Annotated in this window: 22 protein-coding genes, 1 pseudogene and 1 other annotated feature; of the genes and pseudogenes, 17 read left to right on the forward strand and 6 right to left on the reverse strand. The window is 68.5% G+C overall.

What is annotated here, in order from left to right:
- Nucleotides 1-116: 116 nt before the first annotated feature.
- A pseudogene (locus tag PG2T_RS13275) lies at nucleotides 117-1,335 on the forward strand (IS3 family transposase).
- Nucleotides 395-511 (forward strand) — a sequence feature (AL1L pseudoknot). (Overlaps the previous pseudogene by 117 nt.)
- A gap of 83 nt (nucleotides 1,336-1,418) precedes the next feature.
- Nucleotides 1,419-1,982, forward strand: coding sequence for an NADPH-dependent FMN reductase (locus PG2T_RS13280; protein ID WP_068806467.1), 564 nt, complete (start codon nucleotides 1,419-1,421; stop codon nucleotides 1,980-1,982).
- 61 nt (nucleotides 1,983-2,043) lie between these two features.
- On the opposite strand, the gene PG2T_RS13285 is transcribed toward PG2T_RS13280, so the two are convergent.
- The 4 genes from PG2T_RS13285 to PG2T_RS13295 form a co-directional block, all read right to left on the reverse strand.
- Nucleotides 2,044-2,439, reverse strand: coding sequence for a type II toxin-antitoxin system VapC family toxin (locus PG2T_RS13285; protein ID WP_068806470.1), 396 nt, complete (start codon nucleotides 2,437-2,439; stop codon nucleotides 2,044-2,046).
- Complete coding sequence (locus PG2T_RS15630) at nucleotides 2,436-2,681, reverse strand: FitA-like ribbon-helix-helix domain-containing protein (protein ID WP_075968192.1); 246 nt, start codon at nucleotides 2,679-2,681, stop codon at nucleotides 2,436-2,438. The genes PG2T_RS13285 and PG2T_RS15630 overlap by 4 nt, the downstream gene beginning before the upstream one ends.
- 114 nt (nucleotides 2,682-2,795) lie before the next feature.
- Nucleotides 2,796-3,959, reverse strand: coding sequence for an acyl-CoA dehydrogenase family protein (locus PG2T_RS13290; protein WP_068806474.1), 1,164 nt, complete (start codon nucleotides 3,957-3,959; stop codon nucleotides 2,796-2,798).
- Nucleotides 3,960-4,123: 164 nt separating this feature from the next.
- A complete protein-coding gene (locus PG2T_RS13295; protein ID WP_068806477.1) occupies nucleotides 4,124-4,906 on the reverse strand; it encodes an enoyl-CoA hydratase/isomerase family protein in 783 nt (260 codons plus the stop codon).
- 221 nt (nucleotides 4,907-5,127) lie between these two features.
- Between PG2T_RS13295 and bphC the strand changes: the two genes are divergently transcribed.
- The 5 genes from bphC to PG2T_RS13320 all read left to right on the forward strand — a co-directional run bounded on the left by bphC (nucleotide 5,128) and on the right by PG2T_RS13320 (nucleotide 8,977).
- A complete protein-coding gene (gene bphC / locus PG2T_RS13300; RefSeq protein ID WP_068806480.1) occupies nucleotides 5,128-6,069 on the forward strand; it encodes a biphenyl-2,3-diol 1,2-dioxygenase in 942 nt (313 codons plus the stop codon).
- 209 nt (nucleotides 6,070-6,278) lie between these two features.
- Complete coding sequence (locus PG2T_RS13305; protein ID WP_068806483.1) at nucleotides 6,279-7,019, forward strand: TenA family transcriptional regulator; 741 nt, start codon at nucleotides 6,279-6,281, stop codon at nucleotides 7,017-7,019.
- 4 nt (nucleotides 7,020-7,023) lie between these two features.
- Nucleotides 7,024-7,332, forward strand: coding sequence for a 2Fe-2S iron-sulfur cluster-binding protein (locus tag PG2T_RS13310; RefSeq protein ID WP_068806486.1), 309 nt, complete (start codon nucleotides 7,024-7,026; stop codon nucleotides 7,330-7,332).
- 578 nt (nucleotides 7,333-7,910) lie between these two features.
- Nucleotides 7,911-8,651, forward strand: coding sequence for a TenA family transcriptional regulator (locus PG2T_RS16275; RefSeq protein ID WP_068806489.1), 741 nt, complete (start codon nucleotides 7,911-7,913; stop codon nucleotides 8,649-8,651).
- A gap of 17 nt (nucleotides 8,652-8,668) precedes the next feature.
- Nucleotides 8,669-8,977, forward strand: coding sequence for a 2Fe-2S iron-sulfur cluster-binding protein (locus tag PG2T_RS13320; RefSeq protein WP_068806492.1), 309 nt, complete (start codon nucleotides 8,669-8,671; stop codon nucleotides 8,975-8,977).
- Nucleotides 8,978-9,151: 174 nt separating this feature from the next.
- Here PG2T_RS13320 and PG2T_RS13325 read toward each other — a convergent pair whose 3' ends face one another.
- The gene (locus PG2T_RS13325; RefSeq protein WP_068806495.1) at nucleotides 9,152-10,504 is read right to left on the reverse strand and encodes an aromatic ring-hydroxylating oxygenase subunit alpha; all 1,353 of its coding nucleotides are present in this window, start codon (nucleotides 10,502-10,504) and stop codon (nucleotides 9,152-9,154) included.
- Between the two features lie 121 nt (nucleotides 10,505-10,625).
- Complete coding sequence (locus PG2T_RS13330) at nucleotides 10,626-10,958, reverse strand: DUF4405 domain-containing protein (protein WP_068806498.1); 333 nt, start codon at nucleotides 10,956-10,958, stop codon at nucleotides 10,626-10,628.
- A 173-nt stretch (nucleotides 10,959-11,131) separates the two neighbouring features.
- Here PG2T_RS13330 and PG2T_RS13335 point away from each other — a divergent pair, with 173 nt between their 5' ends.
- The 10 genes from PG2T_RS13335 (at nucleotide 11,132) to PG2T_RS13380 (ending at nucleotide 21,586) form a co-directional block, all read left to right on the forward strand.
- On the forward strand, nucleotides 11,132-12,055 hold the full coding sequence (locus PG2T_RS13335) for a branched-chain amino acid transaminase (protein WP_068806501.1): 924 nt from the start codon (nucleotides 11,132-11,134) through the stop codon (nucleotides 12,053-12,055).
- A gap of 7 nt (nucleotides 12,056-12,062) precedes the next feature.
- Complete coding sequence (locus PG2T_RS13340; RefSeq protein ID WP_068806503.1) at nucleotides 12,063-12,269, forward strand: zinc-finger domain-containing protein; 207 nt, start codon at nucleotides 12,063-12,065, stop codon at nucleotides 12,267-12,269.
- Nucleotides 12,270-12,324: 55 nt separating this feature from the next.
- Nucleotides 12,325-13,284: a lipopolysaccharide heptosyltransferase II gene (gene waaF / locus PG2T_RS13345; RefSeq protein ID WP_236953262.1), complete on the forward strand. Its 960-nt coding sequence runs from the start codon at nucleotides 12,325-12,327 to the stop codon at nucleotides 13,282-13,284.
- On the forward strand, nucleotides 13,281-14,306 hold the full coding sequence (waaC, locus tag PG2T_RS13350; RefSeq protein ID WP_068806506.1) for a lipopolysaccharide heptosyltransferase I: 1,026 nt from the start codon (nucleotides 13,281-13,283) through the stop codon (nucleotides 14,304-14,306). Before waaF ends, waaC begins: the two co-directional genes overlap by 4 nt.
- On the forward strand, nucleotides 14,303-15,415 hold the full coding sequence (locus PG2T_RS13355) for a glycosyltransferase family 4 protein (protein WP_068806509.1): 1,113 nt from the start codon (nucleotides 14,303-14,305) through the stop codon (nucleotides 15,413-15,415). The genes waaC and PG2T_RS13355 overlap by 4 nt, the downstream gene beginning before the upstream one ends.
- Nucleotides 15,412-16,242, forward strand: coding sequence for a lipopolysaccharide core heptose(I) kinase RfaP (gene rfaP / locus PG2T_RS13360; RefSeq protein ID WP_068806512.1), 831 nt, complete (start codon nucleotides 15,412-15,414; stop codon nucleotides 16,240-16,242). The genes PG2T_RS13355 and rfaP overlap by 4 nt, the downstream gene beginning before the upstream one ends.
- Nucleotides 16,239-17,618, forward strand: a complete 1,380-nt coding sequence (locus PG2T_RS13365) for a lipopolysaccharide kinase InaA family protein (RefSeq protein ID WP_068806515.1) — start codon at nucleotides 16,239-16,241, stop codon at nucleotides 17,616-17,618. Before rfaP ends, PG2T_RS13365 begins: the two co-directional genes overlap by 4 nt.
- Entirely contained in the window at nucleotides 17,615-19,357 is a 1,743-nt protein-coding gene (locus PG2T_RS13370; RefSeq protein ID WP_068806518.1) for a carbamoyltransferase family protein, read from the forward strand. The genes PG2T_RS13365 and PG2T_RS13370 overlap by 4 nt, the downstream gene beginning before the upstream one ends.
- On the forward strand, nucleotides 19,354-20,262 hold the full coding sequence (locus PG2T_RS13375; protein ID WP_083214939.1) for a sulfotransferase family protein: 909 nt from the start codon (nucleotides 19,354-19,356) through the stop codon (nucleotides 20,260-20,262). Before PG2T_RS13370 ends, PG2T_RS13375 begins: the two co-directional genes overlap by 4 nt.
- A 358-nt stretch (nucleotides 20,263-20,620) precedes the next feature.
- Complete coding sequence (locus PG2T_RS13380; RefSeq protein ID WP_068806521.1) at nucleotides 20,621-21,586, forward strand: PdxA family dehydrogenase; 966 nt, start codon at nucleotides 20,621-20,623, stop codon at nucleotides 21,584-21,586.

Raw genomic sequence — 21,586 nt, forward strand, 5'->3', positions numbered from 1 at the left:
GTTGTCTTGTCGAACCGGTACCGACAGCGACGTTTACGGCCCCAACCGGGCGTCTACCCGTCCGGGTGAACCGCCCCGGCTTTCCCGGAGGCTCATTCCCTTGAGAGGATAGAGCCATGAGAAAGTCAGCGAAGTTTTCCCCTGAGGTACAGGAGCGAGCAGTCCGGATGGTGCTGGAGCACCAGGGCGAGCACGGTTCGCAGTGGGCGGCGATCAGTTCGATCAGTGCCAAGTTCGGCTGTACGGCCGAGACGCTGCGGCGCTGGGTGCGACAGGCGGAGCGTGACCGGGGCCTGCGGCCTGGCACCACGACCGCCGAGGCCGAGCGCCTGAAGCAGCTGGAGCGCGAGAACCGCGAGTTGCGACAGGCCAACGAGATCCTGCGCAAGGCCAGCGCGTATTTTGCCCAGGCGGAGCTCGACCGCCGGTTCAAGCCATGACGGCGTTCATCGACGAACACCGCGACGTCTACGGGGTCGAGCCGATCTGCAAGGTGCTGCCGATCGCTCCGTCGACGTACTACACGCAGGCGGCGCGGCGCGCCGATCCGCAGCTGCGGCCGAATCGCGCCTGGCGAGACGATGTCTTGTGCCAGGAGGTCCGCCGGGTCTGGGATGAGAACCAGCAGGTTTACGGCGTGCGCAAGGTCTGGAAACAGCTGCGTCGGGAGGGTTATCAGGTGGCGCGCTGCACGGTGGAGCGGCTGATGCGGCGGCTTGGACTGCGGGGCGTGATCCGCGGCAGGACAGTCAAGACCACGGTCAGCGACAAGGCCACGCCGTGCCCGCTGGACAAGGTCAACCGGCAGTTCCGCGCCGAGCGCCCGAACGCGCTGTGGGTCAGCGACTTCACCTACGTCTCGACCTGGCAGGGCTTCGTCTACGTGGCGTTCGTGATCGACGTGTACGCCCGCCGGATTGTGGGCTGGAAGGTGTCCAGTTCGGCGCGCACCGACTTCGTCCTGGATGCGCTGGAGCAAGCCCTGCACGCGCGCCGACCGACGCAAGGCGGGCTGATCCACCACAGCGACCGCGGCGTGCAGTACGTGTCGATCCGCTACACCGAGCGGCTGGCCGAGGCCGGCATCGAACCCTCGGTCGGTAGCGTCGGCGACTCCTACGACAACGCCTTGGCCGAGACGATCAACGGGCTGTACAAGGCCGAAGTCATCCATCGGCGGTCCTGGCGGACCCCGCAGGACGTCGAACTGGCCACGCTCGATTGGGTGGACTGGTTCAACCACAAGCGCTTGCTGGGGCCGATCGGCGACATCCCCCGGCCGAAGCCGAAGCGAACTACTATCAGCAGACCTGCGAGCTCGCCACGGCGGCGTGACTCACACCAACGAGTCTCCGGGGTTACCGGGGCGGTTCAGGGCGTAGCGCGCTGGCAGCGCCGCCTTCAACCGGAGAACACTCATGACCACGCCACTGAAAATTCTCGGCCTGTGCGGCAGCCTGCGGCAGGGGTCCTATAACCAGGCGGTATTGCGGGTCGCGCAGGAGCTCGCGCCGGCGGCCGGACTGAGCATTGAAAGCGCCGACATCGCTGACATGCCCTTGTATAACGAAGATGTTTACGCGCAGGGTTTTCCACCGCCGGTCGAGCGGTTGCGGGAACAGATTCGCGCCGCCGATGGCCTGTTGTTCGTGACGCCGGAGTACAACTACTCGATTCCGGGCGTGCTCAAGAACGCGATCGACTGGGTCTCACGCCCCCCCGAGCAGCCATTCGCCGGCAAGCCGGCGGCTGTGATGGGTGCCAGCCCGAGCACCCTGGGTACGGCCCGGGCGCAGTACCACCTGCGTCAGAGCCTGGTATGTCTGGACGTCCATTTCCTGAATGCGCCTGAGGTAATGATCGCCTCCGCCCACACGCGCTTCGATGCGCAGGGCCGGCTGACTCATGAACCCACGCGAGAAATCATTGGCAAATTGCTCGAAGCGCTGGCCGCCTGGACGCGGCGGCTCAAGCCGGCGTAGCCGGAAAAATGCGCCCGACGGGAAGCGTGATGGCGGTATGTCCGAGGCGCGTCCTTGCCGTTTAGCCTGCAGACAGCGCTGCAGCAACGCCAGGGAACGCTCGCAATAACTTGCGATCCATCGTCACGAGCCTCGTGCCAAGTTTCATCGCCAGCGCCACGAATTCGCAATCGTATGCGGAGCATTCGCTGTCGCGTACCAATTGCAGGACGCTGAGCGAGTCCACGTCGTATTCGGCGCCGTTGAGCAAGTCTTCTGCCTCACTCTGGAGGTCCTGCGCTTGCTGCAACGTCAGGCTTCCTCGCCGCATATATCCCGCAAGGATGTAACGAATTTCACTTCGCCACAGAACGGGCGCAGCCCAAACGGGGTCTTTTTCGAGCAGAGTCTCTGCGGCCACGGTGTACTCGCCGGGCAAGTACAGGTACGCCACGATATTCGAGTCGACAACAATCAAGGGCGCCCCTGCCGTTTCAGGGTATCCATCTCACGTGCTGGAAATGTCGTCTCGCCCAACCCTGCCCTTAGCTGGCGCGCACGAGCAAGCCGTTCGCTGGGAGCTGTCGTGGTCGGTGTCAGCACAGCCTCAAGGCACACAATCGCCTCGCTGTTGAGGCTGCGGCGGTGCATCTGCGCTGCAACTTTCAGCCGTTCGTACACATCATCCGGAATGTTCTTCAACGTCAACGTCGTCGGCATCATAACCTCCAACCGTAATGGCACCAAAACGGTTCCATTATACGGCCTGCCTGTTGCCAATCTGCGGGCTAAGCCATCGCTGCAGGGCGAGTTCTGCCTTCCGGAAGCGCCGTCTTACTTCGGCAAGCCCATCCAGTTGACGATGTTGTTGCGCTGGATGGCCGACGAGCCGCCGAAGATCGGTAGCGCCAGCGAGTCGCGCACGTAGCGCTCCATGGGGAATTCGCTGGCGTAGCCGTAGGCGCCCATGACCTTTTGCGCGGCGAGCGTGATCTCGGTGCAGTACTCGGTGGCCATCAGTTTGGCGATGGCGGTTTCCACGCCGTGGCGGCCTTCGCCGTCCAGCTTGCCGGCCACCTGGTAGACCAGCGTGCGGGCGGTGTACAGCTTGGCCTGCATGTCGGCCAGCAGGTGGCGGATGGACTGGTACGAACCGATGGCCTTGCCGAACTGCTTGCGCTCCTGGGCATAGGTCCAGGCGTCTTCGAGCGCCGCCCAGGCGACGCCCAGCGCAATCGCCGCGACTTCGATCTTCTCCACATCCAGGCCCGGGCCGGCCAGCATTTCCCAGCCGCGGTTCCAGGCTGCCTCGCCGCCGACCAGGTTGGCCAGCGGCAGGCGCACGTTGTCGAAGTTGACGTCCGTGGTGTGGATGCCGCGCACGCCCATGCACTCGAAGGCGGTGACGGTGACGCCGGGCGCGGTCGGCGGGATCAGCACGAACGACAGGTTTTTGTAGCGCGCACCGGCGCGGTCGGAGCAGACCAGGGCATAGATGTAGTCGGCCTCGTCGGCGCCGGAGCAAAAGCGCTTGGCGCCGTTGATGATCAGTTCATCGCCGTCGCGCACGGCGGTGGTCTTGACGCTGCCCAGGTCCGAGCCGACGTCGGGTTCCGTCAGGCCGTAGGCGAAGATCAGCTTGCCCTCGGCGATTTTCGGCAGCAGCTCGCGCTTCTGGGCCTCGGAGCCGACCTCGGTGATGTTCATGCCGGCGTAGCAGGTGCACATGATGTAGGGCACCGACACCGCCAGCGAGCGGCGCGACAGTTCCTCGATCACCGCCATGCAGGCCGGGATGTCCACGCCGGCGCCGCCGTATTCCTCCGGCACCGTCAGGCCGCACACGCCAAGCTCGGCCAGTTTGTCGAACACGGCGCGCGGGAACACGTCCTCGCGGTCCCAGCGCGCGGCCGCCTCGCGCGGCATTTCCTTATCCACGAAGCGGCGCAGCTGGTCACGCAGCAGGCGGATGTGTTCCGGTTCGGTCAGTTCGAGCATGGGGTTTCTCCTTGACGTGCGCCGGGTGTCGTTTTGTTTTTTGGATCACCCATGCCTTGCCTGCTGTAGGAGCCCGGCTGCGCCGGGCGATCAACACCCCGCATCGTCAGGGTCGCCAGCCATCGCCCGGCAAAGCCGGGCTCCTACAAGTGGATGGCCTTGTTTCAGCGATTCTTCCACTCCGGCTTGCGGCGCTGGCCGAACGAGGCCAGGCCTTCCTGGATGTCCTGCCCGAACACGACCGGGTCCCAGATCTGGCGCTGGAATTCCTCCAGCACCTCGCGGTTGTACTTGACCGACAGGCGCACCGCCTGCGTGTGGGCGGCCACCGAGCGGGGCGAGTTGCCGGCGATTTTCTGTGCCAGTTTCATGGCCTCGGCCTGTACCTGGTCGTCCGCCACCACGCGATTGACCAGGCCGCAGGCCTTGGCCTCGGCGGCACCGAACGGCTCGGCGGTCAGCACCTTTTCCATGAACACGCGCGGGCCCATGAACTTCCACAGGTCCAGGTAGCCCATGGTCGGCATGCCGACCGAGGTTTCCGGGATGCCGAACTTGCACGACTCGCCGGACACGATCAGGTCGCAGGCGTTGGCCAGCAGCAGGCCGCCGGCCATGCAGTAGCCGTGCACGGCGGCGATCATCGGCTTGGGCGTGGCGCGCACCAGGGCGAAGGCTTCCAGGCCCTGGCGCGGCATGACGTAGAAATTGGCCGGCTCGTCGCCGATCAGCTCCAGGGCTTCCTTCAGATCCCCGCCGGTGCAGAAGGCCCGGCCCTCGCCGCGCAGCACGCCGACCCAGGCCTCGTCGTCGGCCGCGTACTGCTTAACCGCGGCGGTGAGGTCGTTGAGCATGGCCACGCTCATGGCGTTCATGGCCTCGGGGCGGTTCATGGTGATGACGGCAACGTGGCCGTCGCGGGCGTAGGTGACCAGCGGCTCGCTCATGAGCAGGTTTCTCCTTGGGATTTGCGTTGGGGGCGATACGTCCGGCGCTTGCCGGACGGTCGGTCGGCAGGATAAGCGATGCCCGCGCGGCCGGTACAGCGCGGCGTGCGACACGCCGGCCTGACCTGCGTCAAGTGTGGCGCCCGCCTGCGTGGCGTAATGCGGTGCACGCCGGTACCGCTGGGGTTGCGGCGTCAGCCAGTCAACGCACAGAGGACGCTATGGTCAAGGTTACCGAACTGGGCTACATGGGCTTCAACGTCACCGACATGGCGGCGTGGGAGCGTTTTGCCACCGAAATCGTCGGCATGGAACTGCACGACGCCGGCGAGGGCGACCGCAAGTACCTGCGCCTGGACGACTGGCACCACCGCTTCGTGCTGCACAAGAGCAACGAGGACGACATGGCCTACATCGGCTGGCGCGTGCCGGGTCCGGACGAGCTGGAGGAAATGGCCGCCCAGCTGGAAGCCGCCAAGGTGCCGTACCGCTTCGCGAGTACCGCCGAGTGTGACGAGCGGCGCGTGCTGGGCCTGCTCAAGCTCACCGATCCGGGCGGCAACCCGACCGAGGTGTTCTACGGCCCGGAGGTGATGACCTTCCGGCCGTTCCATCCGGGCCGGCCGATGTTCGGGCGCTTCGTCACCGGCGATCAGGGTGTCGGGCACTGCATCCTGCGCCAGAGCGACGTCAAGGCGGCGTATGACTTCTACACCAAGGTGTTCGGCATGCGCGGCTCGGTGGAGTACAAGCTGCGCCAGCCCGACGGCTCGGTGGTCATGCCGACCTTCATGCACTGCAATGATCGCCAGCACTCGGTGGCCTTCCTGGGCGGGCCGATGCCAAAGCGCATCAACCACCTGATGCTGGAGTACACGGACCTGAACGACCTGGGCGTGGCCTATCACGCGGTGCGTCAGCACAAGCTGGCGGTGGGCATCGACATCGGCAAGCACTCCAACGACCAGGCCGTCACCTTCTACTGCGGCAACCCATCCGGCTGGCTGTCGGAACTGGGCTGGGGCGCGCGCTCGGCGCCGAGCCAGCAGGAGTACTACTCGGCCGACATCTGGGGCCACGAGGTGGAGGCATCCGGCTTCGGCATGGACCTGGACATGGTGGCGCCGGAGGAGGAAACCGCCGCCAAGGCCGACGCCGCCTGAGGCACGCCCGGTGCCGGTGGCCGCCGGGCCGCCGGCACCGATACATCCGATGCGCCGTCCAGGGTCGGGCGGCAGGACGCTTGCGCAGGACATGCAGGCCGCAGGGATCGCTCGCGGGGCACCACGGACCGGCCACCCGCTCGGCACACGGTTGAAACACACAGCCGCCAGCCATCCGCCGGCGGTGACATCACATGGAGGAGCAGCCCATGGCTACCGTTGCACACGACGTCCACACCGCTTATCTGATTGACGTAAAGGCCGACTGGCTCAGGCACCTGAAAAACGACATCCTGGAACCGGTCGCCGCGGCCGCGCTGGCCCATCCGGTGCTCAAGGAAATCGAGGCCGGCCGCCTGCCCAAGGACAAGTTCGCCCGCATGATGGCCAACCTGTGCTGGGTCATCACCGGTTTCCCGGAGTACGTGTCGGCGCTGGCCGCCGGCTGCCCCAAGAACGACCACGCCGTGAAAGCCGCGCTGCTGGAGAACGCCTACATCGAGCGCGACCACCCGTTCCTGCTGGCGCAGGCGGTGAACGCGCTCGGCGGCCCCGGCGACGCCATCCTGGAAGGCCCGGACTGGGTGTCGTTCCAGTTCGATCCCTACATCCACATGCTGCGCATGGTGCTCGAAGGCTACGTGTTCCACCGGCCGTGGATCGAGGGCATGGCGGCCACCGCGGTGGGCGTGGAAAGCGTGGTGCCGGCCGTGTTCGGTCGCATCGGTGAGGCGGCGGTGAAGCACTACGGCCTGGCCGAGGAAGACGCCGAATGGTTCCGCATCCACGGCGGCGAGGTGGAAATGGAACACGGCAATGAAGGCCTGCGCGTGCTCGAAAAATACGTGCCGGCCGACGACATCAACGCCCAGCGGGCGTGCATCGCCGGCGCCAGCCTGGTGGCGAATGCCATCGGCACCGGCCTGTTCGACGCCGTGGCGCGCTGGTAGACCGATGGCGCGCATCCGCATCAACGGCGGGCCGTGGCGCAAGGTGATGCCCGGCTCGAGCCTGCTGGGCCTGATCAAGGGCCGCGGCGGGGTGCCGATTCACACCTCGTGCGGCCTGGGCAGCTGCGGCTCGGACATTGTGCTGATCCTGTCCGGCATGGAGCACCTGAGTGCGCCGTTCCCGACCGAGCTGCGCACGCTGGCCGCCGAGGAAGCACCCGCCAACGCGCGCCTGTCCTGCGTCACCAAGCTGATGGACGGTGATGTCGAGGTAGAGGTGCCGGACTACAGCCTGGAACAGCCGGCGGCCTGAGCCATGTCTTGATCCGGTAGCCGGCCGGTCCCGTGAAGGACCGGCCGGCTTTTTTTGTAGGAGCGGGCCATGCCCGCGACCGCAACACATCAGCAGGCGGATGCCTGTGGCGTGATCGGCTCGGTCGGGCCTGTTCTTTCCGTACCACCCGATGCGCCATGCCCGGCCGTCCAGGTCGCGGGCATGGCCCGCTCCTACCAACGCAGGGTGTGGCCAGCGGCCTGAGTGGCCAACAGAAATTCGAACAAACCGGCCAGCTCCTCGACGGAGCTGGCCGGTTTTTCATGCGTTTGAAGGGGCTGGGGGTCCGTCTGAGAGTCGGGAACGCGCCTTGTCACTCCCGGCAACCGGGCGCACTATCGGCCACGGGTTCTGAAGCACTGCTTCAAGCATGGAGCCATCGGTGGCGCGCCATACCGGGCAGGGTTTCAAACCCGATCGCACACCACGGAATCGGTCCGGGGACGTTCCGCGGACCGGGGTGTGGCGCATTTGGACGCGGGATTGCCGCGGCCAGGGACGGCGCGGCCATTACCAAGATCGATTCTTCAAACACCTGTTTCGAGGAGGAGAGCCCGATGGCTAGCGTGATTGAAAATGTTCCGACCGACTATCTGATTGCCGTCAACAGCGACTGGCTGCAGCACATGAAGCGCGACGTGCTGGAGCCGATTGCGGCCCGCGGGCTGGCGCACCCGGTGCTGACCCAGATTCGCAGCGGTCGGCTGCCCAAGGAAAAATTCGCCCGCATGATGGCCAACCTGTGCTGGGTCATCACCGGTTTTCCGGAATACGTGGCGGCATTGGCGGCCCGCTGCCCCAAGAACGACCATGTCGTCAAAGCGGCGCTGCTGGAGAACGCCTACATCGAACGCGACCACCCGTTCCTGCTGGCGCAGGTGGTCAATGCGCTGGGCGGTCCCGGCGACGCCATCCTGGAAGGCCCGGACTGGGTGTCGTTCGAGCCCGATCCCTACATCCACACGCTGCGCATCGTGATCGAGGGCTACGTGTTCCACCGGCCCTGGGTGGAGGGCATGGCGGCCACCGCGGTCGGGGTGGAGACGGTCACACCGGCGGTGTTCGGCTCGCTCGGCAAGGCGGCGGTCGAACACTACGGCCTGTCCGAGGAGGACGCCGAGTGGTTCCGCATCCACGGCGGCGAGGTGGAGATGGAGCACGGCAACGACGGCCTGCGCGTGCTGGACAAATACGTCGCGGCCGACGACATCAACACGCAGCGCGCCTGCACGGCGGGCGCCAGGCTGGTGTCCGAGGCGATCGGGGTCGGCATATTCGATATGGTTGCCCGCTGGTAAGCCCCGGGTAAGCCCATATGGCGCGCATCCGCATCAACGGCGGGCCGTGGCGCAGGGTGATGCCGGGCTCCAGCCTGCTCGGACTGGTCCGGGGCCGGGCCGGCATCCCGATCCACAGCTCATGTGGTCTTGGAAATTGCGGCTCGGACATTGTGCTGATCCTGTCCGGCATGGAGCACCTGAGTGCGCCGTTCCCGACCGAGCTGCGCACGCTGGCCGCCGAGGAAGCACCCGCCAACGCGCGTCTGTCCTGCGTCACCAAGCTGGTGGATGGCGACGTGGAAGTCGAGGTGCCGGACTACAGCTTGGAACAGCCGGCGGCCTGAGACGCGTTTTTGATCCGGTAGCCGGCTGGCCCTGTGAGGGGTCAGCCGGCTTTTTTTGTAGGAGCGGGCCATGCCCGCGACCGGAACGGCGCGATCGATCGAACCGTTACGTCAGTCCGAAACCTCCGCGGTCGCGGGCATGGCCCGCTCCTACGGCGGAGTGGAATGCTTAGGTCAGCCGATACGGCTTTGCTGCCCGCTGACACCGCGCCCGATCAGCCGCCGCCACTCGCGGTACTGACCGTAATACAGCGTCTCGTCCATGATGTCCGGCCCGCTCGACTCCGGGCTGATACCCAGCGCCTGCGCCATGTCGTCGGCGCCCTTGAGCATGCGCGTCATGCCGCGGTCGTAGCCCTGCTGCCAGGCCACGTAGCGGGCCTGAAAGCCGTCCTGGCAGGCCTCGAACTCGGTCAGGTCGTCCGGCGTCGCCATGCCGGTGGCGTTGAAGAAATCCTCGTACTGGCGAATGCGCCGCTCGCGCTGGCCGCGGCTCTCGCCCCTGGGGGCGATGCAGTAGATCTGCACCTGCGTCAGGCCGGGCGCGATCGGCTGGAACACGCGGATCTGCGACGAGGCCTGCTCCATCAGGTTCACGTTCGGGTAGACCAGCAGGTTGCGCTGACGGCGCAGCATCCAGTCGGCATACACCTCGCCCATGCGCGCCCTGACCTCGTCGGCGCTGTCCCACAGCGGGCGGTTTTCCGGCCGCGGGAAGGTGCTCCAGATCATGGCGTGGCCACGGCCGAGGTCATAGCAGCCGGTGCGCCCGGCCAGGGCGTTCTTGTCGAAGCCGGTCTTGACCTTGTCAGCCCGGTCGCCGTGCTCGGCGCCTTCCAGACGCCGCGTGATGACGCCCACGTAATTGCCGTGCACGCTGGTGAAGTGGTAGCCGTCGATGCCGTTCTCGCACTGCATCTTCCAGTTGCCGCGGTAGGTATAGGTGGACGAGCCGCGCAGCACCTCGACGCCGTCCGGCCCCATGCCGGCCAGCATGTCGATGAACGGCCGCGTGTTGCCCAGATGCGTTTCCAGGTCCGGCACGTCGGCGTTCAGGCTGCCGAACACGAAACCCTTGTACACGCCCACCCGCGGCACCGGCGCGAGATCGTGGTTGGCGCGCTGGAAGGCGTCCGGATAGGCGCCCTTGTCCTGGTCCTTGATGTCCACGTTGCGCCCGGCGCTGTCGAACACCCAGCCGTGATAGGGGCAGGTGATGAACTTCTGGTTGCCATGGGCGGTGCGGCACAGCGCCGCGCCGCGGTGCGGGCAGGCGTTCAGGAAGGCATGCACGGCGCCGCCCGCGTCGCGCGTGACGATCACCGGCTGGCGGCCCATGCGGGTGCGGAAAAAGTCGTTCGGTTTGGCGACCTGGCTTTCGTGGCACAGGAAGATCCAGGTGCCCTCGAAGATGTGCTGCATCTCCAGGTCGAACAGTTCCTGGTCCGTGAACAGGCTGCGGCTGACCTCGAACTGCCAGCTGTCCGGCCGGTCGACGATCAGCCGGTCGATGTCGTTGGGTTTCATGTCGCGTTCTCCCGCCTCGGTTATCGATGACGGGAAACTGTGGCTGCGCGGCCGGCGGCGGTCTTGACGCGCGTCAATGCCAACGCCGTCCGGGGCCTGATTGCCCCGGACGGCGAGACGATCACTCCGCCTGCGCGCCCAGCGCGTCCAGCGGCTGCGCGATCTCGGGCGGCAGTTCGTTGTTGATGGCCACCGCGTACAGCACCACCAGCAGCGCCACCAGCGCGCCGCCGGTCAGCGCCACCGCGCGGGCCCGCACATAGTTGCGCAAGGCGCGGAAGTTGAGCGCGATGTGCGCCGTCATCGCCGCCACCATCACCAGCCCGAACAGCTTGTGCACCGGGTGCATCTGGATGGTGAACGATGGCCTTTCGATGAAGAACATCAGCAGTCCGGACGTGGACATGGCGATGAAGGACACGAACAGGGTGACGGCGACCAGCTTGTAGAACATGGCGAACCTCGTGGGTGGTTACGTGGGGCGGCCGGAGTTTAACCAACGCAGCGGGTGCGGTTGGCGTCAGCCATCAGCGCCGGCCGGCCAGCGTGTAAACTTGCCCGCCGCCGTCCGCGCACACCGGGCGGCGTTTTTGTCTTCAAAACGGCAATACAGCGGAGACTCGTGCCATGGGCATGGAAGATCGGGATGGCGTCATCTGGTTCGACGGGGAACTGGTCCCCTGGCGCGAGGCCAAGGTGCACGTACTGACCCACTCCCTGCACTACGGCATGGGCGTGTTCGAGGGCATGCGCGCCTACAAGACGGCGCGCGGCACGGCGCTGTTTCGCATGCCCGAGCACATCGACCGCATGTTCACGTCGGCGCACATCCTGCAGATGCACATCCCGTTCAGCCGCGAGCAGATCGCCGACGCCTGCGTGGCGGCCATCCGCGAGAACGGCCTGGAGGGCGGCTACGTGCGCCCGCTGGCGTTCTACGGCTCCGAAGCGATGGGCGTGAGCGCGCCCAACCTGACCGTGCACGTGATCGTGGCGGCCTGGAAGTGGGGCGAGTACCTGGGCGAGGGCGCGCTCGAGCGCGGCGTGCGCCTGCGCACCTCGTCCTACGCGCGGCATCACGTGAACGTCACCATGTGCCGCACCAAGGCCACCGGCAACTACATCAACTCCATGCTGGCCCTGCGCGAGGCGCAGGCCTGCGGCTACGACGAGGCGCTGGTGCTGGACGTGGACGGTTTCGTCGCCGAGGGCAGCGGCGAGAACGTGTTCGTCATCCGCAAGGGCGTGATCTACACGCCGGACATTGCCTCGGCGCTGGAAGGCATCACCCGCGACACGGTCATCACGCTGGCGCGCGAGGCCGGTTACGAGGTGCGCGAGAAGCGCATCACCCGCGACGAGGTGTACATCGCCGACGAGGCCTTCTTCACCGGCACCGCGGCGGAAGTCACGCCGATCCGCTCCCTGGACGACCGCCTGATCGGCGAGGGCCGGCCCGGCCCGATCACCAAGCTGCTGCAGGATCGCTACTTCGCCACCGTCAACGGCGAACTGGATGGCCACCTCGACTGGCTGACCCCGGTGAAGTGAGGCTGCCATGACCCGCGAAATTCCGGCCAATGCCGAGAACCGTTACCAGGTCAGCGCACGCGACTTGCCGCTGTGCTGCCCCATGCCGGGCATGACCAAGTGGAACTCGCACCCGCGGGTGTTCCTGCCGATCCAGGAGACCGGCGAGGAGAAGTGCCCTTATTGCGGCGCGGTCTTCGTGCTGGTACGCGAGGCTGACCAGACTGCCGCCTGAGGACGCCGTCGGCGCGGTGCTGGTGGTCGGCCCGTCTTGGGTCGGCGACATGGTGATGATCGAACCGCTGCTGGCTTTGCTGAAACAGCGCCGGCCGGCACCGGCCATCGACGTGCTGGCGCCGGCCTGGTCGCGTCCGCTGCTGGCGCGCATGGCGCAGGTGCGCCACGCCATCGACCTGCCCATCGGCCACGGTGCGCTGGCGCTGGCCGAGCGCTGGCGCCTCGGCCGGCCGCTGCGCGGCCAGTACCGGCAGGCCATCGTGCTGCCGGGCTCGTGGAAATCGGCGCTGATCCCGTTGTTTGCCCGCATTCGGACCCGTACCGGCTTCGTGCGCGAATTGCGTTACGGCGTGCTCAATGACACCCGGCGCCTGGACAAGCGCGCGCTGCCGATGACGGTGCAGCGTTTCGCGGCGCTGGGGCTTGATCCTGGCGCGCCGCTGCCGACCGATCTGCGGCCGCGCCTGCAGTGCGATCCGGCAGCCATGGCCGGCACGCTGGCGGCGCTGGGGCTGGATGGCCGGGCACAGCGCGTGCTGGTGCTGTGCGTGGGGGCCGAATACGGCCCCGCCAAGCGCTGGCCGGCGCAGCACTTCGCGGCCGTGGCGCGGCATTACCGGGCACAGGGCTGGCAGGTGTGGCTGCTCGGTTCGGCCAAGGATGCGCCGGCCACGGCAGCCGTCAATGCCGCCGCGGACGATGGCTGCGTGGATCTGGCCGGCCGCACCAACCTTGGCCAGGCCTGCGACCTGATCGCCGCCGCGGACCTGGTGGTCAGCAACGACAGCGGCTTGATGCACGTGGCGGCCGCGCTTGGCCGGCCGCTGGTAGCGGTTTATGGCTCGTCCGACCCGGGCTTCACGCCGCCGCTGTCGGATCGCGCCCGGGTGCTGAGTCTTGATCTGCCATGCAGTCCCTGTTTCGAGCGCGAGTGCCCACTCGGCCATCTGCGCTGCCTGAACGATCTGGCGCCGGCACAGGTGCTGGCCGCCGCCGCGGAGTTGCTGGCGTGAAGCTGCTCCTGGTCAAGACCTCGTCGCTCGGCGATGTGCTGCACGCCCTGCCGGCGCTGACCGAGGCCCGCGCGCGGGTGCCGGCGCTCGAATGCCACTGGGTGGTGGAGGAATCCTATGCCGCCATCCCCGCCTGGCACCCGGCGGTGACGCGCGTGATCCCGGTTGCGCTGCGGCGCTGGCGGCGCGCGCCGCTGGCCGCCTTGCGCAGCCGGCAGGTGCCGGACTTCCTGCGCCAGTTGCGGGCCCAGCGCTACGACTGCGTGCTGGACGCGCAGGGCCTGCTCAAGACCGCGCCGGTGACGCTGCTGGCGCGCGGGCCGCGGGTAGGTTTCGACCGGCGCAGCGCGCGCGAGGGACTGGCGGCCTTCGTCTACGACCGCGCGGTGCCGGTGGATCGTCGCCAGCATGCGGTGCAGCGGCTGCGGGTGTTGTTCGGCGGTGCGCTCGGCTACCGGCCGGGACCGGATCAGCCCGATTACGGCATCGACCGCACGCGCCTGCCGCCGTCGGTGGCGAACGGCGATTATCTGGTGTTCCTGCACGGCAGCACCTGGCCGAGCAAGCTGTGGCCGGATGCCCACTGGCGGGCGCTGATCGAGCGCGCCGGGCAGGCCGGCCGGCGGGTGCTCCTGCCGTGGGGTGATGCCGCGGAGCGCGCCAGGGCCGAGCGACTCGCAGGTGGCCACGCCCATGCACAGGTGCTGGCGCCGCTTCGCCTGCCAGAACTGGCCGCGACCCTGGCCGGCGCGCAGGGCGTGATCGGCGTCGACAGCGGCCCGACCCACCTGGCGACTGCGCTGGGGGTGCCGACGCTGGCCCTGTACGGCGCCACCGATCCGGAACTGACCGGCACCTGGGGCGCGCGTCAGCGGCGGGCGCAGGCGGTGTATCCGTGCGCGCCGTGCCTGCGCCGGGTGTGCCGCTTCGCGGCCGAGGGCGCCGTGCATCCGCCCTGCTACGGGCAGCTTGGCCCGGATGCCGTGTGGGCGCAGCTGGGCGAGCTGCTGGAGGCGGCGTGAGGATCGCCTTTTGCCTGTTCAAGTACTTTCCCTACGGCGGCATGCAGCGCGATGCGCTGCGCATCGCGCGCCTGCTGCTGGCGCGCGGGCATGCGGTGGAGTTCTTCACCATCGCCTGGCAGGGCGAGCGCGATCCTGAGCTGCCGGTGCATCTGCTGCCGGCGCGGGGTTTGAGCAACCACGCCCGCTACGGCGACTTCGCGCGCGCCTTCGCCGTGGCGGCGCGGGACTTCGACGGCCGGGTGGGCTTCAACAAGCTGCCCGGGCTGGATGTCTACTACGCGGCCGACACCTGTTACCTGGCGCGCATGGCGCGGCGGCCGTTCTGGCACCGCCTGTCCGGCCGCTACCGGGCTTTCGTGGCCGCCGAGAAAGCGGTGTTCGACCCGGCCGGGCGCACGCAGATCCTGGCCATCTCCGACGCCGAGGCCGCCCGCTACCGGGCTGCCTGGCACACGCCGCCGGCGCGCTTTCACCTGCTGCCGCCGGGCATCACCCCGGATCGGCGCGCCGGGCCGGACGCGGCCGAGCTGCGCGCCTCGCTGCGGGCCGAGTTCGACATCGGCCAGGACGACTTCCTGCTGCTGCAGGTCGGCTCGGGCTTTCGCATGAAGGGCCTGGACCGCAGCCTGCGCGCGCTGGCGGCGCTGCCGGCGGGGCTGCGCGCGCGCAGCCGGCTGATCGCCATCGGCCGCGACAAGCCCGGTCCGTTCCTGCGCCTGGCGCAGCGCCTGGGCATCGGCGGGGCGCTCACCCTCCTGCCCGGCCGGGACGACATTCCGCGCTTCCTGCAGGGCGCCGACCTGCTGTTGCACCCGGCCTATTACGAGAACACCGGCGCGGTGCTGATCGAGGCGGTGGTGGCCGGGCTGCCGGTGCTCACCACGGCCGCCTGCGGCTATGCCGAGCACGTGGCGGCCAGCGGCTGCGGACGGGTGTTGCCGGAGCCGTTCCGGCAGGCCGACATGGATGCGGCCCTGGCGCGCATGCTCGGCGGCGACGAGCGCCCCGCTTGGCGGCAGGCCGGCATCGCCTACGGGCGCACGCAGGACCTGTGGCATCTGCACGATCGCGCCGCCGACGCGATCGAACAGGTGCTGCGCCGATGAGGCTGGAGCTCGATCCGGCCGTGCGGGGCGCGCTCGGTGCCGATCCGTTTGGCGCGCTGATGAGCATGCCCGGCGAGGTCTACCGCCAGACCGGCGGCCGGCAGACGCTGCGCGTGGCGATCGCCGGCCAGGATTATTTCCTGAAGCGTCACCACGGCGTCGGCTGGCGGGAAATCTTCAAGAACCTGCTGCAACTGCGCCTGCCAGTGCTGGGCGCTGGCACCGAGGTGCGCGCCATCCGCCGCCTGGAGGCGCTGGGCATCCCGACCCTGCAGCTGGCCGGCTGGGGGCAGCGCGGCCGCAACCCGGCCCGGCACGCCTCGTTCGCGCTCACCGTGGCGCTGCAGGACACGGTGAGCCTGGAGGATCTGTGCGCCCGCTGGGGTGAGCGGTCGCACTGGACTGCCGAGCAGTTGATCCTGAAGCGCCAGCTGCTGCGGCAGCTGGCCAGCACCGCCCGCACCCTGCACGAGCACGGCGTGAACCACCGCGATTTCTACCTGTGTCACTTCCTGCTGCGGCAGGACAGTCCGGGTCTCACGCAGCCCGGCGGCCGGCTCGACCTGCACCTGATCGACCTGCACCGGGTGCAGCTGCGTGGGCGCACGCCGCGGCGCTGGCGGCTGAAGGACATTGCCGGCCTGTATTTCTCGGCCCTGGATGCGGGGCTGACGCGTCAGGACTGTTACCGCTTCATGCGCCTGTACGGCGGCACGCCGCTGCGGGCGCAGCTGGGCCGTCGCTTCTGGCGCAAGGTGAGCCGGCAGGCGGTTTTTCTGTATCGCAAGGCGCACGGGCGCACTCCGCGCCTGCCGGTGCCGGCGTGACCAGCCTGCCGGCGTTGCCCTCGCGGATCGCGGTGCCGGAACTGGGGTTCCTGCACTGCGACCGTGCCTTGCGCACCCTGCCGGGCCGCCGCTGGACGCTGGCCGGCACCCTGGAGCGCGATCAGCGGCCGGTGGTGGCCAAGCTGTTTCTGGCCGGCCGGCAGGCGCGGCGACACTTCGAGCGCGAGTGGCATGGCTTCGAGGCCCTGCACCGACGCGGCATCGCGGCGCCGGACGTGCTTTACGCGGGCGCGCTCGATGAACCGCCGGGCTGGCTGGTGCTGACCGCCTGGCTGCCCGGTACCGGCGCCGACGCGCTGGCCGAGGCCGCCTTGCCGGCCGTGCTGCGGGCGGTGGCTTCCCACCACGCCGCCGGCGTCGAGCAGCGCGATGCGCATCTGGCCAATTTCCTGGTGCGCAGCGGCGTTGCCTTTACGCTGGATGGCGCCGGCATCCGCACATCGGCTCAGCCGCTGCCGGCTCGGCGGGCGCTTGGCAACCTGGCCCTGTGGCTGGCGCAGTTCCCGCCGGCCGTGGATGAGCGCATGGGCGAGTGGTGCGCGCTGTACGGCGCCATCGCCCGGCCGCTGCCGCGCGATGACCTGCAGCGCCAGGTCGAGCGCGCGCGGTGCCGGCGCGAGGCTCGGCACATGGACAAGGCGCTTCGCAGCTGTACGGCCTTCGAGGCCCGCCGCACGCTGCGTCGGCTGCAGGTGCTCGATCGCCGTGACGACACGCCGGCGATGCGCGCGTGGCTGGCCGCGCCGGATGCACCGTTAGAGAGCCTGTCCGCCGACTGGCTCAAGCGCGGCAACAGCGCCAGCGTGGTGCGGGTCGATATCGACGGCCGGCCACGGGTGATCAAACGCTACAATTTGAAGACGTTCGGCCACTGGCTGCGCCGCTGCTGGCGACCCAGCCGCGCCTGGCACAGCTGGCGCAATGCGCAGCGTCTGGTTTTGTGGGGGCTGCCGACGCCGCGGCCGGTGGCACTGCTGGAAAGCCGTTTCGGCTGGCTGCGCGGGCGAGCTTTCTACCTCAGCGAGCATGTGCCGGGGGAACCGCTCGGCGCCGCGCTGGCGGCCGCCGATCCGGGGCGTCGGGAGGCGCTGCTGGACCGCCTGTGCGCGCTGCTGCGGGACTTAAGGCGCCTGAATCTGAGTCACGGTGACCTCAAGGCCACCAACCTGCTGGTCGACCAAGACGACAACCTGATGCTGCTGGACCTCGATGCCCTGCGCCGCCACCGGCGACGCCTCGCGTTCGAGCGGGCCTTTGCCCGCGATCTGGCGCGCCTGCGCGCCAACTGGGCCGATTGGCCGGCGCTGCTGACCGAACTCGACCAGGCACTGACCGACGCCGGGCTCGCGCCATGATCGTGCTCGGACTGTCCGGCGCGGTCAGCCACGATGCCTCGGCCGCGTTGCTGGTCGACGGCGAACTGGTGGCGGCGGCCGAGGAAGAGCGCTTCATCCGCGACAAGCACGCCAAGGGCCGCCAGGCGCTGCACGCGGCGCGGTTTTGTCTGGACCGGGCCGGCATCCGGCCGGATCAGGTCGACGCGGTGGCCTATCCGTATGCACCCATCGGCCTGGGTTCGCCGGCGCGTTGGCATTACGCGGCGCGTCACTGGTACGCGCCGGACCGGGCGCTGACGGCGCTTTTCGACGGCAACCGGCGTTTCCGGCGCAACCGCCGCCAGGCGCTGGCCATGCTCGGCGAGCTCGGTTTCGAGCAGTCCGGCGTGCGCTTCGTGCCGGTCGAGCACCATCTGGCGCATGCGTCGAGCGCGTATCACCTGTCCGGTTTCGACGGCAAGGTGGCGATTCTCGGCATCGACGGCCGTGGCGAGTACGCAACCACCTTCTTCGGCTACGGCGAGGGCGGGCGCATCCACAGGCTGGCCGAGTTCTACGAGCCCGATTCGCTCGGCGGCCTGTACGGGGCGATCACCGAGTACCTGGGCTTCGAGATGCTGGACGGTGAGTTCAAGGTCATGGGTATGGCGCCCTACGGCGACCCGGGCCGATTCGACTTCTCGCGCCTGCTGCGCAGCGACGGCCGCCGGCTGCGCGTGAACAACCGGCTGGTCAACGTGGTCGGCCTGCGCCGCTACAAGCGCGGCGGCAAGGGCTATTTCTTCAGCCCCGAACTGATCGAGTGGCTGGGACCGCCGCGTGAGGGCGACGCCATCGACGAGCCGTACATCCACTACGCCGCGGCGGTGCAGAAACTGCTGGAGGAAACCGTGCTGCGGCTGGTGCAGGCGCACCTGGGTCCGGTGCTGGCGCAGGGCGGCAAGCTGGCCTACGCCGGCGGCGTGGCGCTGAACGTGAAGCTGAACCAGCGCCTGATGGCCCTGCCGCAGGTGCAGCAGCTGTTCGTGCAGCCGGCCGCCGGCGATGCCGGCACGGCCATCGGCGCGGCGACCTACGTGGCCGCCGCGGCCGGCGACCCGATCAAACCGCTGCAGCACATGTACCTGGGTCCGGACTACAGCACCGAGGAGTGCCTTGCCGCTTGCGCCGCACACCCTGCCCGGCCGCAGTACCGGCGCCTGGACGACACCATCGCCACCGCCGCCGACATCCTGGCCGCCGGCAACCCGCTGGCCTGGTTCCAGGGGCGCATGGAGTTTGGCCCGCGGGCGCTGGGCAACCGCAGCATCCTGGGCAATCCCTCGCACCCCGGCGTGGCCGAGCGCATCAACGCGCAGATCAAGTACCGCGAGCGCTGGCGGCCGTTCTGCCCGTCGGTGTCGGAACGCGTGGCGGCGGACATCATCGGCACCGACCACCCGGCGCCGTACATGACCTTCACCTTCGACGTCGCCCCGCACTGGAAAAACCGCATCCCGGAAGTGGTGCACGAGGACGGCACCGCCCGCGTGCAGATCGTCAGCGCCGCCAGCAACCCGCGCTATCACGCGCTGCTGGATGCGATGGCGGCGCGCACCGGTAACGCCGTGCTGCTGAACACCTCGCTGAACCGCCGCGGCGAGCCGATGGTGTGTTCGCCGCAGGATGCGCTCGACATGTTCTTCGGCTGCGATCTGGAGTATCTGATCCTGGAAGACGTGCTGGTGACCAAGCCCGGTGTCAGCGGCGGCCAATGACCGGCGTGCTGTTCATCGTCGGCGCCAGCCGCAGCGGCAGCACGCTGCTGGAACGGTTGCTCAACGAACTGCCGGGCGTGATGTCGGTCGGCGAGCTGCAGCGGATCTGGCGGCGGGGTTTCATCGAGAACCAGCTGTGCAGTTGCGGGCAGCCGTTTCAGGATTGCCCGTTCTGGGGCGGCGTGCGCCAGCGGCTTGAGGCCGACGGGGTCATTGATGCCGGCGCCGTCGACGCGCTCAGTCGCCGGGCATTCAGGCGCGGGCTGCGGCCGCTGCCTGACGGCGAGGCGATTCTGACCCACTGGAGCCGCCTGTTCCGGGCCATCGCCGATGTATCCGGCGCCCGCTGGCTGGTGGATTCATCAAAGGACCCGGTCTACGCGGCACAGCTTGCTCACTTGCCGGGTTTTCAGACCCGCTACCTGCACCTGATTCGCGATCCGCGGGCGGTGGCCTATTCCAAGATGCGGCGGCGCCTGCGCCCGGAAATCCACTGGGCCGAGGCTTACATGGCAACGCGCTCGGCCTGGGGCAGCGCCGGCAGCTGGAACCGGACCCACCGTCTGGCGGAAGCGGTTCACAAGGCCGTCGACCGGCCCTGGCAGCGCCTGCGCTACGAGGACCTCGCAGCCGACCCGCGGGCCGCGCTGTCGCCGATGGTCAGCGCCTTGAATCTGCCGGTGACGGATACCGATCCGCTCGCCTTCCTGGGCCAGGGCGTGGCGCGGGTCGGCATCGGCCACTCGGTGTCGGGCAACCCGATGCGTTTCGATCACGGCGAGCTGCGCGTGGTACCGGACCAGGAATGGCGCCATGCCCTGCCTCGGCGCAGCCGTTTCGAGGTCAGCCTGCGCTCGTATGCCGGGCTGCGCCGCTACGGCTACATCGGCGACAAGCACGACTAGACTGAGGCCCGATAAGGACAGGAGCGCAGCTTCGCTGCGCGATGATCGCCCGGCACAGCCGGGCTCCTACACCATGTAGCCTGGATGAAGCGCAGCGGAATCCGGGACTTCCTTGCTCGGCCCGAAGGCATCGCCCGGCACAGCCGGGCTCCTGCAACCGATCCCCGTCGTGGCCGCGGCGCCGGGTGATGGCGCAACCGTCACCCCCTTGCAGGGGCGAAAAATCTTTCGCCCCTGTCTTGCGTCATTGGTTCATGCCGGGGCATCCTGCCCCGGGCGGGAAGGGCTGCACAAACCAGCGCGTGGGCTGCCTCGTCGCGCCCGGCGACGACGTCCAGACAACCAACGAGGAGGGGGCATGACACCGGTAGTGGCGACGGTGATTGGCGATCCGTGCGGCGTCGGTCCGGAAGTCGTGCTCAAGGCACTGGCCACCGGGCAGCCGCAGGCCATGTCCCGACCGCTGTTGATCGGCAGCCTGGCGGCGCTGGAAAAAACCCGCGCCGCCTGCGGCATCGACATCGCGCTGCGCGCCGTTGCCGACAGTGTCGACGCGCGTTACCAGCCGGGCGTCATCGACGTGCTGGACCAGGTGCCGCTCGACCCGGCGCAGCTGGTTTTTGGCCGCGCATCCGCCGCCTGCGGCGAAGCCGTCCTGCACTGGCTGGAGACTGCCGAGCGCCTCGGCCGGGCCGGCGTCGTGCAGGCCAGCATCATGGCGCCCATCGACAGCACCGCCATTCGCCTGACCGGCAAGCTGAAGGAACTCGACGACCTGCAGCCGGCCGGTACCTGGCTGCTGCGCGTCAGCGATGGCCTGCGCGTGGTGCCGATCGCCGAGCACGTGCTGATGCGCGACGTGCCGGCCACGGTCACGCAAGCCAATGTGCTGGCCCTGCTGCGGCTGCTCGACGACACCCTGAAACGCTTTGGCCTGGCGCAGCCGCGCATCGCCGTGGCGGGCCTGAACCCGCATGCGATGGGTCCGGAAGACCGCGAGCAGATCGCCCCGGCGGTGGAGCAGGCGCGCGCCGAGGGCATCGACGCCAGCGGCCCGGTGTCGCCGGACGCGGTGTTTCGCCAGTGCATCGAGGGCCGCCACGACGCGGTCGTGTCCATGTACCACGACCAGGGGCAGATCGCCGTCAAGACGGCCGTGTTCGAGGGCGCCTGCTCCATCTACATCGGCCTGCCGTACGTGCATCTGTCGATCCCGCACGGCAGCGCGTATGACATTGCCGGCAAGGGCATTGCCCAGCACAAAAGCATGTTGTCGGCCATGTTGACGGCCGCCGCGCTGGCCGCCGGGCGCGGGTTTCTGTAG

The organism is Immundisolibacter cernigliae (assembly GCF_001697225.1).
GTDB lineage: Bacteria > Pseudomonadota > Gammaproteobacteria > Immundisolibacterales > Immundisolibacteraceae > Immundisolibacter > Immundisolibacter cernigliae.